At 70.4% G+C, this 14,953-nt stretch carries 11 protein-coding genes; 6 read left to right on the top strand and 5 right to left on the bottom strand.

Annotated elements, in window-relative coordinates:
- Window positions 1-72: 72 nt before the first annotated feature.
- The 3 genes from G3I77_RS11750 to G3I77_RS11740 form a co-directional block, all read right to left on the bottom strand.
- Window positions 73-1,371, bottom strand: a complete 1,299-nt coding sequence (locus G3I77_RS11750; RefSeq protein ID WP_248502918.1) for a M18 family aminopeptidase — start codon at window positions 1,369-1,371, stop codon at window positions 73-75.
- Between the two features lie 76 nt (window positions 1,372-1,447).
- Window positions 1,448-3,274, bottom strand: coding sequence for an acyl-CoA dehydrogenase (locus tag G3I77_RS11745; RefSeq protein WP_248502916.1), 1,827 nt, complete (start codon window positions 3,272-3,274; stop codon window positions 1,448-1,450).
- A 134-nt stretch (window positions 3,275-3,408) separates the two neighbouring features.
- On the bottom strand, window positions 3,409-4,230 hold the full coding sequence (locus tag G3I77_RS11740; protein ID WP_248502914.1) for an intradiol ring-cleavage dioxygenase: 822 nt from the start codon (window positions 4,228-4,230) through the stop codon (window positions 3,409-3,411).
- 179 nt (window positions 4,231-4,409) lie between these two features.
- On the opposite strand from G3I77_RS11740, the gene G3I77_RS11735 reads away from it, so the two are divergent.
- Window positions 4,410-4,877 carry an SseB family protein gene (locus G3I77_RS11735; protein WP_248502912.1) on the top strand — a complete coding sequence of 156 codons (468 nt, stop codon included), beginning with the start codon at window positions 4,410-4,412 and terminating at the stop codon, window positions 4,875-4,877.
- 3 nt (window positions 4,878-4,880) lie between these two features.
- Here the strand turns inward: G3I77_RS11735 and G3I77_RS11730 are convergent, their stop codons facing one another.
- Entirely contained in the window at window positions 4,881-5,621 is a 741-nt protein-coding gene (locus G3I77_RS11730) for a TetR/AcrR family transcriptional regulator C-terminal domain-containing protein (protein ID WP_248502911.1), read from the bottom strand.
- A 137-nt stretch (window positions 5,622-5,758) separates the two neighbouring features.
- Between G3I77_RS11730 and G3I77_RS11725 the strand changes: the two genes are divergently transcribed.
- The 3 genes from G3I77_RS11725 (at window position 5,759) to G3I77_RS11715 (ending at window position 9,581) form a co-directional block, all read left to right on the top strand.
- Window positions 5,759-7,258, top strand: a complete 1,500-nt coding sequence (locus G3I77_RS11725) for an MFS transporter (RefSeq protein WP_248502909.1) — start codon at window positions 5,759-5,761, stop codon at window positions 7,256-7,258.
- Between the two features lie 180 nt (window positions 7,259-7,438).
- Entirely contained in the window at window positions 7,439-8,416 is a 978-nt protein-coding gene (locus tag G3I77_RS11720; protein WP_248502907.1) for a pirin family protein, read from the top strand.
- An 82-nt stretch (window positions 8,417-8,498) separates the two neighbouring features.
- Window positions 8,499-9,581, top strand: a complete 1,083-nt coding sequence (locus G3I77_RS11715; protein ID WP_248502905.1) for an AI-2E family transporter — start codon at window positions 8,499-8,501, stop codon at window positions 9,579-9,581.
- A gap of 173 nt (window positions 9,582-9,754) precedes the next feature.
- Here G3I77_RS11715 and G3I77_RS11710 read toward each other — a convergent pair whose 3' ends face one another.
- Window positions 9,755-11,893: a SpoIIE family protein phosphatase gene (locus tag G3I77_RS11710; protein ID WP_248502904.1), complete on the bottom strand. Its 2,139-nt coding sequence runs from the start codon at window positions 11,891-11,893 to the stop codon at window positions 9,755-9,757.
- A gap of 178 nt (window positions 11,894-12,071) precedes the next feature.
- On the opposite strand from G3I77_RS11710, the gene aspS reads away from it, so the two are divergent.
- The gene (gene aspS, locus G3I77_RS11705) at window positions 12,072-13,835 is read left to right on the top strand and encodes an aspartate--tRNA ligase (protein WP_248502902.1); all 1,764 of its coding nucleotides are present in this window, start codon (window positions 12,072-12,074) and stop codon (window positions 13,833-13,835) included.
- A gap of 117 nt (window positions 13,836-13,952) precedes the next feature.
- Window positions 13,953-14,939 carry an intradiol ring-cleavage dioxygenase gene (locus G3I77_RS11700; RefSeq protein ID WP_248502900.1) on the top strand — a complete coding sequence of 329 codons (987 nt, stop codon included), beginning with the start codon at window positions 13,953-13,955 and terminating at the stop codon, window positions 14,937-14,939.
- The last annotated feature ends 14 nt before the right edge of the window (window positions 14,940-14,953 follow it).

Raw genomic sequence — 14,953 nt, 5'->3', positions numbered from 1 at the left:
TACGGTCCGGTCGTTCCGGTCCCGGAACACCGGGTACCCCCGAGGGGAACACCCATGCGGTGACGGCCTGTTCTACCTCTCCAGGAACGCGGTCAACGCGTTGGCGAGCAGGAACGGGTCGTCCGCGCCGCACAGTTCGCGCGCGCTGTGCATCGACAGGATGGCCACACCGATGTCGACGGTCCTGATGCCGTGCCGCGCGGCGGTGATCGGGCCGATCGTGGTGCCGCAGGGCATGGAGTTGTTGGAGACGAACGACTGGAAGGGCACGTCGGCCGCCTCGCAGGCCGCCGTGAACTCCGCGCGGCCCGAACCGTCCGTGGCGTAGCGGTTGTTGACGTTGACCTTGAGGATCGGGCCGCCGTTGACGCGCGGGTGGTGCGTCGGGTCGTGCCGCTCCGCGTAGTTGGGGTGGACGGCGTGGCCCGTGTCCGAGGACAGGCAGACCGTGCCGGCGAAGGCGCGGGCCCGGTCCTCGTAGGAGCCGCCGCGGGCGAAGACCGAGCGCTCCAGCACGTTGCCCAGCAGCGGCCCGTCCGCGCCGGTGTCCGACTGGGAGCCGTTCTCCTCGTGGTCGAAGGCGGCCAGGACCGGGATGGAGGCCGGCTGCGACGACGACGAGGCGACGGCCGCGAGGGCCGCGGTGCCGGCGTGCACCGACAGCAGGTTGTCCATGCGCGGCCCGGCCAGCAGTTCGCGGTCGCGGCCCAGGTACGCGGGCGGTTCCACGGAGTGCGTCATCAGGTCCCAGCCGGTGACCTCGCCGGCCGGGATGCCGGCCGTCTCCTCCAGGAAGGCGATCAGGTCGCCGTCACGGACGTCGCGGCCGAGGCCCCAGACCGGCTGCATGTGCCGCTGCTTGTCGAGCTTGAGGCCGTCGGCCGTCACCGAGCGGTCCAGGTGGATGGCGAGCTGCGGGACGCGCAGCAGCGGCCGGTCGACGTTGACCAGGCGCGTCGAGCCGTCGCGCAGGGTCAGCCGGCCCGCGAGGCCCAGATCGCGGTCCAGCCAGGAGTTGAGCAGCGGTCCGCCGTAGATCTCCACGGCCACCTGGCGCCAGCCGTGCGCCCCGCTGTCGGGGAGCGGCTTGACGCGCAGGTTGGGGGAGTCGGTGTGGGCGCCGACGATCCGGAACGGCGTGTGGGGTGCGGCGCCCTCCGGCACGTACCAGGCGATGATCGCGCCGCCGCGCAGCACGTACTTGCCGCCGCTCGTCCCGTCCCAGGCGTCCGTCTCGGCGACCTGCTTGAAGCCTGCCTTCTCCAGTCGCTCGGCGGCTGTGGCCACGGCGTGGTACGGCGACGGACTCGCCGCCAGGAAGGTCATCAGGTCGTCGGTGTGGCCGCGGTCGAAGCGGGCGGGTTCGGTCATGGGGACACCTTAACGACGGACGAGGGCCCGTTCCCCTGGGAAGGGAACGGGCCCTCGAACAGCGGACGTGGGAGATCTAGAACGCGGCCTCGTCCAGCTCCATCAGGTCCAGCTCGACGCCCTCGGCGACCTTGCGGGCCAGAGTGACGCCCGGCAGGACGTTGGCGGCGAAGAACTTCGCGGCGGCGATCTTGCCGGTGTAGAAGGCCTTGTCCTTGGCGGAGGCCGTCTCCAGCTTCTCGGCGGCGACCGTGGCGCCCTTGAGCAGCAGGTAGCCGACGACGACGTCACCGGAGGCCATCAGCAGGCGGGTGGTGTTCAGGCCCACCTTGTAGATGTTCTTGACGTCCTGCTCGGTGGCGGCGAGGTCGGTGAGCATCAGGCCGACGATGGCCTCCAGCTCGACGGCGGCCTTGGCGAGGTGCTCGCGGGCACCGGCCAGCTCCTCGCCGCCCGTGCCGAGCGCCAGGAACTTCTTGATGTCCTCGGCGAGGGAGTTCAGCGCGGCGCCCTGGTTGCGGACGATCTTCCGGAAGAAGAAGTCCTGGCCCTGGATCGCCGTGGTGCCCTCGTAAAGGGTGTCGATCTTGGAGTCCCGGATGTACTGCTCGATCGGGTACTCCTGCAGGAAGCCGGAGCCGCCGAAGGTCTGCAGCGACTGGGCGAGCTGCTCGTAGCCCTTCTCGGAGCCGTAGCCCTTGACGATGGGCAGGAGCAGGTCGTTCAGGGCCTCCAGGGCGGAGATGTCCTCGCCCGCCGCTTCCTTGACCTGGATCTCGTCCTGGATGGAGGCCGTGTAGAGGACCAGCGCGCGCATGCCCTCCGCGTACGCCTTCTGCGTCATGAGCGAGCGGCGCACGTCGGGGTGGTGGGTGACGGTGACCTTGGGCGCGGTCTTGTCCATGAAGTTCGCCAGGTCGGGGCCCTGGACGCGCTCCTTGGCGTACTCCAGCGCGTTCAGGTAGCCCGTGGAGAGCGTGGAGATCGCCTTCGTGCCGACCATCATGCGGGCGAACTCGATGATGCGGAACATCTGGCGGATGCCGTCGTGCTTGTCGCCGATCAGCCAGCCCTTGGCGGGGTGCTGGTCGCCGAAGGTCATCTCGCAGGTGTTGGAGGCCTTCAGGCCCATCTTGTGCTCGACGTTCGTGGCGTAGACGCCGTTGCGCTCGCCCAGCTCGCCGGTCTCGAAGTCGAAGAGGTACTTCGGGACGAGGAAGAGGGACAGGCCCTTGGTGCCGGGGCCGGCGCCCTCGGGGCGGGCCAGCACGTAGTGGAGGATGTTCTCCGACATGTCGTGCTCACCGGACGTGATGAAGCGCTTCACGCCCTCGATGTGCCAGGAGCCGTCCTCCTGCTGCACGGCCTTGGTGCGGCCGGCGCCCACGTCGGAGCCCGCGTCGGGCTCGGTGAGCACCATCGTGGAGCCCCACTGCTTCTCCGTGGCGAAGGTGGCTATGTGCTTCTGGACCTCGTTGCCCTCCTCGAAGAGGATGCCGGCGAACGCCGGGCCCGAGGAGTACATCCACACGGCCGGGTTGGCGCCCAGGATGAGCTCGGCGTACGCCCAGATCAGGGAGCGGGGCGAGGTGGTGCCGCCGATCTCCTCGGGCAGGCCGAGGCGCCAGTACTCGGAGTCCATGAAGGCCTGGTAGCTCTTCTTGAAGGACGCGGGGACCGGCGCGGTGTTGGTCTCCGGGTCGAAGACCGGCGGGTTGCGGTCGGCGTCGATGAAGGATTCCGCCAGCTCGTTCTCCGAGAGGCGGGTCAGCTCCTCCAGGATGCTCTTCGCGGTCTCGACGTCCATCTCCGCGAACGGGCCGGTGCCGTACACCTTGTCGCGCCCGAGTACTTCGAAGAGGTTGAACTCGATGTCGCGGAGATTCGACTTGTAGTGCCCCATGGCGACGGCTCCCGGCTCCCTAGAGAGATCGGCGAGGCACTGGATCCTCGCGCTAGTTCACGTACCAACAAGTAGCTACGATGATGCTACCCGTCGGTAATAAGAAGCAACCCCGATCCCTCATCTGTGACAGGTCACACCGGAACGGTCAGTGTCGCCGTGTAGCCCTCCGTCGCGCTGCCCTTCATCGCCGCCAGTTGCCGGCCGTAGCCGTCGCTGAAGATGTTGTCCGTCTCCAGGGAGACCCGGTCGAGGTTCGTCACGCTCTGGCTGTAGCCCTCCGCGGCGTACACCTCCTCGCAGCTGTCCTTCGGGAAGGCGAGCTGCGAGGTGTTCGTGATGGAGGTGGCCGCCGTGGCGTCGGCCAGGCTGCCGTAGACCTCGAAGTGAATGTGCGGCCAGCGGCCGTCGTAGCAGCCGGGGAAGACGCTCTTGAACGTGACCTGGCCCTTGTCGTCCGTCTCCTGCACGCCCCGCAGGTAGTTCTCGTCCGTGACACCGTCCGAGTACAGGGAGTACTTGCCGTCCCGGTCGGCGTGCCACAGGTAGACGGCGGCGCCCTTCTTCGGCGTGCCGCAGCCGGAGGCGGCGTCCACGACCGTCAGCGTGACCGTCAGGGGCACACCCTCGGCGGTGCCGCCCGCGGAGTCGCCGAAGCTCTTGGTGATGTCGCTGCGGACGACACCGCTCTCCTTCAGGACGTTCACGCCGTTCGAGCCGTCGCCGGGGTAGGGGCCCGCGGTCTCGCTCGGGATGGTCGCGCACTCGGCGGACGAGGCGGACGAAGAAGACGAGGAGGAGGACGCCGAGGTGCCCTCGTCCGAGGTGCAGCCCACCAGCGGGACCAGGCTCGCGCCGGCCAGCAGCCGGATCATGCGGCGGCGGGCGAGGACGGGAAGGTCGTAGGAGAGACCTCTGTCGTGCTCGTGGACCTCGTCGTCGTGGTGTCGGTGCATGGCTGTCTCCTTGCTGGTGTGCTGCCGTGTCAGGTGCTCGCCCGTGCACGGCAGACGCTAGGAGCGGCAACTGTGGGAAGCCAGGGCAGCGGCTGTCGGTTCGCTGTCGAGCCGCTGTCGGTTCTGCCAGGGTGCCCGTCCCGGCCCGGCGCCCGGTCGCTCTCGGTACGCTTACGCCCATGTACGGCTACGACCAGACAGCGGGCCCGCAAGGGCAGTACGCCCCTCCGCAGCAGCCGATGTCCGGCGGGTACGGGCAACAGCCGCCGCTGTACCCCGAGCCGTCCCCGCCGTCCCTGACGGACGCGGTGCGCGCGTTCACCACCGGGCAGGTCACGGCCGAGGACTTCCAACAGGTCTTCGCCACGTCGAAGGTGTACTGCCCGCGCGGCGACAACCCCGGCTTCCTCGCGCTGCACAACACCCAGCAGCCGGTGATCCCGATGTTCAGCACGCTCAAGGAGCTGCGCCGGTACGCGGGCAAGGAGTCCAAGTACTTCGTGATCACCGGCGCCGAGGTGCTGGACCTGCTGCCGACCGGCTACGGCTTCGTCCTCGACATGGAGGGCGAGCACCGCATGGTGTTCGACGCGAAGGCCGTGGAGCAGATGGTCGAGTTCGCGATGCGCCGGATGTATGGCGGCTGACCTCTACTGCTTCGGCAGCCGCAGCGCCAGGCCGTCCAGGACGACCTCCAGGCCGTAGGCGAACTTGTCGTCGCGGAGCTTGACCGGGTCCCCTGCCTGGGCGGCGGTCCCGGCGTCGGCGGCCGCCAGGTGGTCGTAGCCGGCGGAGACCTGCCGGGCCGTGGGCAGCAGCCGGGCGACGAACTCCGACTCGCTCTCGCCGGAGCGGGCGACCGTGGTGAGCCAGGCCGCCTCCGTGGTGCTCATGCCGATGACGTACGAGAAGACCGCGTCGATCGCGCGGCTCGGCTCGGGGAAGCCCGCGGCGGTGAACAGGGCCGCGAGGCGCTCGGAGAAGGTCATGTAGTTGGGCCCGAGGTAGGCGAGCCCGGCTTGGCCGAGGACCAGGGTCAGCCAGGGGTGCCGCAGCGCCGTCGTACGGAACGATCCGGCCGCCTCGGTGACGGCCGCGCGCCAGTCCGGGCTGCCGGCCGGCGGGACGTGGATCTCGGCGGCGACCTCGTCCACCGCTAGCTCCATCAGCTCGTCCTTCGTGGCGACGTGCCGGTACAGCGAGGTCGCGCCGGCGTTCAGGCGGGCGCCGAGTTTGCGCATGCTGAGCGCCTCGATGCCCTCGGCGTCGAGCATCGCGATCGCCTCGCGCACGATCGCGTCCCGGCTGAGCGCGGGCTGGTCGGTCCGGCGCTGCTCACGGGCCCAGACGGAGGGGATCGGGTTCTTGTCCGTCGTCCTGTTCCTGCTCATGAGCGCTCCTCCTGAATGACCCTCTGCGTGCGAACAGCGTGCGCAATCAGCGTACAGAACCCAAGCATTGCGCACACTGTTCCTCTGTGCGTACAGTGTGCGCATCGCGGGAACGGTGTTCGCAGGAGGGGAACGGAATGGATACTCGCAACCCACGCCGCTGGTGGATCCTGATCGTGCTGTGTCTGAGCACGCTGGTCCTGGTCGTCGACAACATGGCGCTGACGGTCGCGGTGCCCGCGCTGACCGAGGACCTCGGGGCGAGCGCCCAGGACATGCAGTGGATCCTCGACTCCTACACCCTGGTCTTCGCCGGGCTGCTGCTGACCTCGGGGAGCCTCGGGGACCGCTTCGGGCGCCGGAAGGTGATGCTGATCGGGCTGCTGCTGTTCGGGGCGGCCTCGCTGGGGGCGGTGTTCTGCTCCACTCCGGGTGAGCTGATCGCCGTGCGGATCGCGATGGGCGTGGGCGGGGCGCTGATCATGCCCTCGACGCTGTCGATCCTGATCACCGTCTTCGACGAGGACGAGCGTCCCAAGGCGATGGCCGCGTGGGGCTCGGTGTCGATGCTGGGGCTGGTCGGCAGCCCGGTGCTCGGCGGCGTGCTGATCGACCACTTCGCCTGGCAGGCCATCTTCCTGATCAACGTCCCGATCGTCGCTCTCGCGCTGCTGGCCGGGGTGCTGCTGATGCCGGAGTCGAAGGCGCCGTGGCAGAAGCCGGACCCGCTGGGCGCGGTGCTGTCGGCGGTGGGCATGACGGCCCTGGTGTGGTGGATCATCGAGATCCCGCAGCACGGCGCGTTCGAAGGCCGCTCCCTCCTCGTCCTGGCCATCGCGGTGGCCGCCCTGGCCGGTTTCGTGATCTGGCAGAACGTGACGCCCTCGCCGATGGTCCCGCTGGTCCTCTTCAAGCACCGCGACTTCAGCGGCGGCTCGCTCTCCCTGGCCCTCGTCCAGATCGGCAACGCCGGCCTGCTGCTGGTGCTGACCCAGTACCTCCAGTTCGTCCTCGGCTGGTCCGCGGTCAAGGCGGGCCTGGCCTTCCTGCCGCTGGCCGTGGCCGCGCTGGCCGGCAACGCGGCCGGGGCGCAGCTCGCCGTGAAGGCGGGCAACCGGTTCGTCATCCTCGGCGGGATGCTGCTGATGGCCGCGTCCTTCGGGCTGCTGACCACGCTCAGCGCCGACAGCGGGTTCACGGTCCCGGCCGTGGCGCTGGGGATCCTGGGGCTGGGGGCAGGCCTCGCCATGCCGGCCGCGGTGGCCGCGCTCATGGGCACCATCCCGGAGGACAAGGCGGGCGTCGGCTCGGCCCTCAACGACACCATCCAGCAGTCCGGCACAGCCCTCGGCATCGCGATCCTTGGCTCCCTGCTCTCCGGCGGCTACACGGACGAGATGCCGGCCGGCGCCCCCGAGCAGGCCAGGGAGTCCATCGGCGGGGCGCTGGCGGTCGCCGGTGGCGACACGGGCCTGGCGCGGGCGGCCCGGGAGGCCTTCACCGCCTCGATGTCGACGACCTTCACGATCAGTGCGGCGGGCGTCCTGGCCGCGGCGGTCGTGGCCACGCTGGTGATGCGGGACCGCAAGGCCGGGCCCGCCGGGGCGGAGCGCGAGGAGCGCGAGCTGGCCGCCTGACCTGTCCCGGACGTCCGAGGGCCGTCACCCTGCTGCGGGGTGACGGCCTTCCGCCGCGCCGGTCTCCCGTGATTCGCTGCGCCGTCCCCCGGGGCGGGAATGCCCTCCGGCTTTTCTCTGTTGGGGGTGGCAGGAAGTTCAACGCTCAACTAAACTGGGCGTACACGAGGAGGAACCGACATGCCTGCAGTGACCGTCGAGAACCCGTTGACGCTGCCCCGCGTGACCGCGCCGGCCGAAGCCGTGGCACGTCCCGTGCTCGCCGTCACGACCGCTCCGAGCGGTTTCGAGGGCGAGGGCTTCCCGGTACGCCGGGCGTTCGCGGGGATCAACTACCGCCATCTCGACCCGTTCATCATGATGGACCAGATGGGTGAGGTGGAATACGCGCCGGGCGAGCCCAAGGGCACACCGTGGCACCCGCACCGCGGCTTCGAGACCGTCACCTACATCATCGACGGCATCTTCGACCACCAGGACTCCAACGGCGGTGGCGGCACCATCACCAACGGGGACACCCAGTGGATGACCGCGGGCTCGGGCCTGCTGCACATCGAGGCGCCACCGGAGCATCTCGTCGTGTCCGGCGGGCTCTTCCACGGCCTGCAGCTGTGGGTGAACCTCCCGGCCAAGGACAAGATGATGGCCCCGCGCTACCAGGACATCCGCGGCGGCTCCGTCCAGCTGCTCAGCACCCCCGACGGCGGCGCGCTGCTGCGGGTCATCGCCGGTGAGCTGGACGGGCACGCGGGCCCCGGCATCACGCACACCCCGATCACGATGGTCCACGCGACCCTCGCGCCGGGTGCGGAGCTCACGCTGCCGTGGCGCGAGGACTTCAACGGACTCGCGTACGTCCTGGCCGGCCGGGGCAGTGTCGGCCCCGACCGCCGCCCGGTCCACATGGGCCAGACGGCCGTCTTCGGCGCGGGCTCCGCGCTGACCGTCCGTGCGGACGAGAAGCAGGACTCCCACACGCCGGACCTCGAGGTGGTCCTGCTCGGCGGACAGCCCATCCGCGAGCCCATGGCCCACTACGGCCCGTTCGTCATGAACACCAAGGAAGAACTCATGCAGGCCTTCGAGGACTTCCAGAAGGGCCGCCTGGGCACGGTGCCGGCGGTGCACGGGATGACGCCGAGCGGTCCGCAGGACTGACGCGGCACCGGGGCTGACGCCCCGTCACCCTGGCGGGCCTCCCTGACGGGACGGCCCGCCGGGACCGTGGTCGGGTGGAGAGGTGCAGGTCTCCACCCCGCTGCTTCCCGAAGCCGCCCGGCGTTTCGCCGCCTGGTGTGCCGTACTGCTGCTCGCCGCCGGGGTCGTCTACGTCGGGATCCGGCTGGTCGTGGAGTTCCGGACCGCCGTCGTGCCCGTGCTGCTCGCGTTGCTCGGGACGGCGTTGCTCGGGCCGCTGCACCGGCGGCTCGTGAAGGCCGGGGTGCATCGGTCGGTCGCGGCCGGGCTGACCTGTGTCGCGGTGGTCGCCGTGGTCGGCGGGGCCGTGTACATCGTGGTCGCCGCGCTCATCGACACCGGTGACGACATCGTCGCGTCGCTCAGACAGGCCGCCCGGGGCCTCTCCACCCACTTCGGGGCGGCCGGGACCTCGCTGGACGACCTCGCCTCCAACGCCCGGGAGCTGCTGGGCAAGTTCGGCGGTACGGCCGCCTCCGGCGTGATCAGCGGCGTCAGCGTGGTCGGCGAGTCCATCGCCATGGCCGTCCTCGCGCTGCTGCTCGTCTTCTTCTTCCTGCGCGACTCCGACAAAGCCGCCGGGACACTGCGGTCCCTGTCGCCCCGCGGGTCAGCCGACACCCTGGAGGCCATGGCGCGGCGGGCCCTGAGGGCCGTCGAGGGATTCATGCGCGGCACGACCTTCATCGCCCTCATCGACGCCCTGCTCATCACCCTGGGACTGCTCGTCCTCGACGTGCCCGGCGCGGCCGGGCTGGGCGCGCTGGTCTTCGTCGGCGCGTACATCCCCTACCTCGGCGCCTTCATCTCGGGAGCCCTGGCCGTGCTGGTCGCGCTCGCCGACCGGGGGTTCGTCATCGCGCTGTGGGCGCTCGGCGTGGTCCTCGCGGTGCAGGTACTGGAAGGGCACGTGCTCCAGCCGATGATCCAGAGCCGGACCGTGCAGATGCACCCGGCGGTGGTGATGGTGACGATCACGGCCGGGGCGTCCGTCGCCGGCGTGCTCGGCATGCTGCTCGCCGTCCCGCTCACCGCCGCCGCCTTCGGCGTCGTCCAGGAGCTGCGCATCCGCTACGGGGACCAGGAGGCGTCACCGTCCGGGACGTCGCCGACCGGGCAGTCGTGATCCGCTGCGGCCTTCCGGGGGCGTCGCCGGGTGGGGGCGTGGCTTCTGCGGCGCCTCGTGTGCGTTTGCTGACGGGGGCCGCGTGACCGCTGCGACGCCCGGTGCGCGTAGCCAAGCGGGGGTCGTGATCCCCTGCAGCGTCCCGGTGCGGGGCCGGTCGGGGTGCCGGCCCGCTACGGCGACCAGGAGCCGTCGCCCGAGCCGTTCACGGACTCGTAGAGCTCGAACCAGATGCTCTTGCCCTGGCCGCGCGGATCCACCCCCCAGGCGTGCGCGAGGAGTTCGGTCAGCACCAGGCCGCGGCCGGAGGACGCCAGCTCCCCGGGGCTGCGCCGGTGCGGCAGGTCGTCGCCGGCGTCGGTGACCTCGATCCGCAGCCGCCGCTCACCCACCTCGCCCGTGATCTCGGCGACCAGCAGCGCGTCGGAGTCGGTGTGCACGAGGACGTTCGTCAGCAGCTCGGACAGCAGCAGCACCGCCGAGTCGACCTGGTCGGGCGAGGCCCAGTCGTGGAGCAGCTCGCGCAGTTGCTGCCGGGCGACCGCGACCCGCTCGGGCTCGGCCTGCGCGACGGTCAGCACCGAACGCCGCACCGGAGGCCGTACGGTCATCGCGTCACCGCAGCCGCAGCCCCCGCCCTCCCGGCTCAGCAGCAGCATCGCTATGTCGTCCTCGCGGCGGTCCGCCAGCGGGCCGGTGGTGTGGTGCGAGGACGGCCCGTGCACGGCCTGCACCAGGGTGTCGGCGAGTTCTTCCAGATCGCCCTTGTGGTCCTCCAGGATCAGGCGCAGCCGCCGCCAGCCGGTGTCCAGGTCGTGGCCGCCGGTCTCCAGCAGGCCGTCCGTGCAGATCAGCATGGTCTCGCCGGGTTCCAGCGCGAGCCGGGTCGTGGGGTAGTCGGCGTCCGGGTCGATGCCCAGCGGCAGACCGCCCGACGTCGGCCGTGTCAGCACCGTGCCGTCGGCCATCCGGATCGCCGGGTCCGGATGCCCGGCACGGGCGATGTCCAACACCCCCGTCGCCGGGTCGACCTCGACGTAGACGCAGGTCGCGAAGCGTGCGTCGGCCGGGTCCTCGTCGCTGATGCCGTGCAGGAAGCGGGAGGCACGCGTCAGCACCGCGTCCGGGCGGTGGCCCTCCGAGGCGTAGGCCCGCAGGGCGATCCGCAGCTGGCCCATCAGCCCCGCCGCCCGTACGTCATGGCCCTGGACGTCACCGATGACCAGCGCGAACCGCCCGCTGGGCAGCGGGATCACGTCGTACCAGTCGCCGCCGACCTGGAGTCCGCCACCGGTGGGGACATAGCGGGCGGCGACGCTCATGCCCGGGATGCGCTGCGGCCCGAGCCTCGGCAGCATCGTGCGCTGCAGGCCGTCGGTCAGGGCCCGCTCGCTCTCGGCCACACCCGCCCGGGTCAGGGCCTGCGCCAGCATCCGTGCCACCGTCGCCAGCACGGACCGCTCGTCCGGGGTGAACGCGACCGGGTAGGTGAACGCCGCCATCCACGCGCCCATGGTGCGCCCGGCCACGGTCAGTGGCAGGAACGCCCAGGAGTGGCGGCCGAAGCGCTCGGCGAGCGGCCAGGTCAGCGGATAGCGGGCCTTGTACTGCTCGGCGGAGGACAGGTACACGGCCCGGCCGGTCCGCACCACCTCGGCGGCCGGGTAGTCCGTGTCCAGCGGCATGTCCGAGAAGGGGCTCTCGGTGCCTCGCTGCTGCCCGTGGTGGCCGATGATCGTCAGGTGGTCGCCCGAGATTCCGAACACCGCCAGCCCGTCCGGCGAGAACCCGGGCATCGACAGATTCGCCGTGACCCGCAGGACCTCCTGTGTGGAGCGCGCCTCGGCCAGGGCCCGGCCCGCGTCCAGCAGGAACGCCTCCCGTGAGCGCCGCCAGTCCCCGGTGACCGCGCTGCGCCCGGCCGGGGTGCCCGGCGTCGGCTCGGTGACCTCCTGGAGGGTGCCGATCAGCCGGTACGCCCTGCGGGCCCGGTCGAAGGACGGTTTGGAGCGGCTGCGGACGACCCGGACGACCCGGCCCTGCTCGTCCATGATCCGGATCCGGACCTCGGCGAGGGTGCCCTCGGCCACGGCCAGCTGGATCACGCCGGTGATCTCGTTCCAGTCGACCGGGTGCAGCCGGGCCCGGGCCTGGGCCTCCGTGAGGCTGACCTGCTCGGCGGGCAGCCCGAGCAACCGGGCTGCCTCGGCATCGACCGTGACCAGCCCGGTGGCGGTGTCCCAGTGCCACAGGCCGGTCGCGAGGGCGGCGAGAGCCTCCCCCACGGCGGGCAGAGGCTCGCCAGTGCGCATTGCCCTACTTTAAGAAGACGCGCTCGAACGCTGCCACCCATAGCGGACGTGTGCCCGAACGACGGTGGTGCGTGCTCGATCGATAACTGTGGAGAGCCGATCTTCGCCTGCCCGGTACGCTGGGGAGGCGTTTCACGTGAAACACAGACCCCGATCAGCGAAGACTGGATGAACGACGATGCATCGGTACAGGTCCCACACCTGCGGCGAGCTCCGCTCCTCTGACGTCGGCAGCGACGTCCGGCTGAGTGGCTGGCTGCACAATCGGCGCGACCTGGGCGGCATCCTCTTCATCGATCTGCGCGATCACTACGGCATCACGCAGCTCGTGGCCCGTCCTGGCACCCCCTCCTACGAGGCTCTCGACAAGCTCTCCAAGGAGTCGACCGTCCGTGTCGACGGCAAGGTCGTCTCCCGGGGCGCCGAGAACATCAACCCCGAGCTGCCGACCGGTGAGATCGAGGTCGAGGTCGGCGAGGTCGAGCTGCTCGGCGCGGCCGCCCCGCTGCCGTTCACGATCAACACCGAGGACGGTGTCAACGAGGAGCGGCGCCTGGAGTACCGCTTCCTGGACCTGCGCCGCGAGCGCATGCACCGCAACATCCTGCTGCGCACGTCGGTCATCTCGGCGATCCGGCACAAGATGACGGCGCTGGGCTTCAACGAGATGGCGACGCCGATCCTGTCCGCGACCTCCCCCGAGGGCGCCCGCGACTTCGTCGTCCCCTCTCGCCTGAACCCGGGCAAGTTCTACGCCCTTCCCCAGGCGCCCCAGCAGTTCAAGCAGCTGCTGATGATCTCCGGCTTCGACCGGTACTTCCAGATCGCGCCCTGCTTCCGTGACGAGGACGCCCGCGCCGACCGCTCGCCGGGCGAGTTCTACCAGCTCGACATCGAGATGAGCTTCGTCGAGCAGGAGGACGTCTTCCAGCCCGTCGAGAAGCTCATGACCGAGCTGTTCGAGGAGTTCGGCGGCGGCCGCCACGTCACCTCGCCGTTCCCGCGGATCCCGTTCCGCGAGGCGATGCTGAAGTACGGCTCGGACAAGCCCGACCTGCGCGCCCAGCTCGAACTCGTCGACATCACCGACGTCTTCGAGGGCTCGGAGTTCAAGGCGTTCGCCGGTAAGCACGTGCGGGCCCTGCCCGTGCCGGACGTCTCCGGCCAGCCCCGCAAGTTCTTCGACCAGCTCGGCGACTACGCCGTCTCGCAGGGCGCGAAGGGCCTGGCCTGGGTCCGTGTCGCCGAGGACGGCTCGCTGACCGGCCCGATCGCGAAGTTCCTCACCGAGGAGAACGTCGGCGAGCTGACCAAGCGCCTGTCGCTGGCGGCCGGCCACGCGGTCTTCTTCGGCGCGGGCGAGTTCGACGAGGTCTCCAAGATCATGGGCGCGGTGCGGGTGGAAGCCGCCAAGCGTGCCGGGCACTTCGAGGAGGGCGTCTTCCGGTTCTGCTGGATCGTCGACTTCCCGATGTACGAGAAGGACGAGGACACCGGCGCGATCGACTTCTCGCACAACCCCTTCTCGATGCCGCAGGGAGGCCTGGAGGCCCTGGAGACCCAGGATCCGCTGGACATCCTCGGCTGGCAGTACGACATCGTCTGCAACGGTGTCGAGCTGTCCTCGGGCGCGATCCGGAACCACGAGCCCGAGATCATGCTCAAGGCCTTCGAGATCGCCGGGTACGACCGTGAGACCGTCGAGGAGAAGTTCGCGGGCATGCTGCGCGCCTTCCGCTTCGGCGCCCCGCCGCACGGCGGCATCGCCCCGGGCGTCGACCGCATCGTCATGCTGCTCGCCGACGAGCCCAACATCCGCGAGACCATCGCCTTCCCGCTCAACGGCAACGCCCAGGACCTGATGATGGGCGCGCCGACGGAGCTGGAGGAGACGCGGCTGAAGGAGCTGCACCTGTCGGTGCGCAAGCCGCAGCCGAAGTAGACGATCCCTCGGGAGTGGCTCGGAACCGGCACCGGTTCCGAGCCACTTTCGTACCCAGGGCTCTCACCCAGCTCTTCCCCAGGTTCCTGACAGCCGCGCTCCCTAGCTTCCTTTCCCATGACGGGACACGAGACGGCTCAAGGGCCGAAACACAAGCGGGATCTGACACGCCGTAAGGTCGTCGTCGCGGGCGCCGGTGCGGTGGTGGCTGCGGGCGTCGGCGGTTCGTTCGCGGCGGGCGCGTTCGCCGGCGAGGGGACGACGGCCGCCAAGGGGACGACGGCCGGTACCTCCGGTGAGACCTCCGGTGAGACCTCCGGTGAGGCCTGCTACAAGCTGACCTCCGAGACGACCGAGGGCCCCTACTACATCGACGCGGACAAGCTCCGCCGGGACGTCACCGAGGACCAGGAGGGCATCCCGCTCACCCTGCGTCTGAAGGTGATCGACTCCGACACCTGCAAGCCGCTCGCCAACGCCGCCGTCGACATCTGGCACTGCAACGCGCTGGGCGTGTACTCCGGGTACGAGTCGATGGGCAGCGGTGGCGGGGGCGGCGGCGGTACGCCCCCCTCCGGCACGCCGACCGGGACCCCCACGGGCGCACCTCCGGGCGGCGGAGGCGGAGGCGGTGGCGGGGTGCACGAGGGGCCAACCGACGACAAGCGCTATCTGCGCGGCACGTGGCGGACGGACAAGAAGGGCGAGGTCGTGTTCCGCACGGTCTTCCCCGGCTGGTACCAGGGCCGCTGCGTGCACATCCACACCAAGGTGCACGTGAACGGCACCTGGACCGACGCGGGTTACGAGGGCGGCACGACCTGCCACACCGGGCAGCTCTTCTTCGACGAGGCGTCCGTGCTGGCCACGGCCGAGGTCGAGCCGTACTCCACCAACACCGCGGCGCGCACCACCCTCGACGAGGACACCATCTACCCGGGCAACGGCACCGAGGGCGGGCTGCTGAAGCTGAAGTACAAGAAGGGCGCCATCGCGAAGGGCGTCGTCGCCACGCTCACCATGGGCGTCGATCCCGAGGCGACGCAGGACGGCACGGGGGACTCGGTCCAGCCGGGCGCCTCGGCGTCGGCCTCCGCGAGCTGAGGGAGACGGGTGGG

It is taken from the genome of Streptomyces sp. D2-8 (assembly GCF_023184515.1).
In the GTDB taxonomy this organism is placed as follows: Bacteria; Actinomycetota; Actinomycetes; order Streptomycetales; family Streptomycetaceae; genus Streptomyces.
Note: the sequence above shows the minus strand (reverse complement) of the source record. Positions and strands in the feature narration are given on the sequence as shown.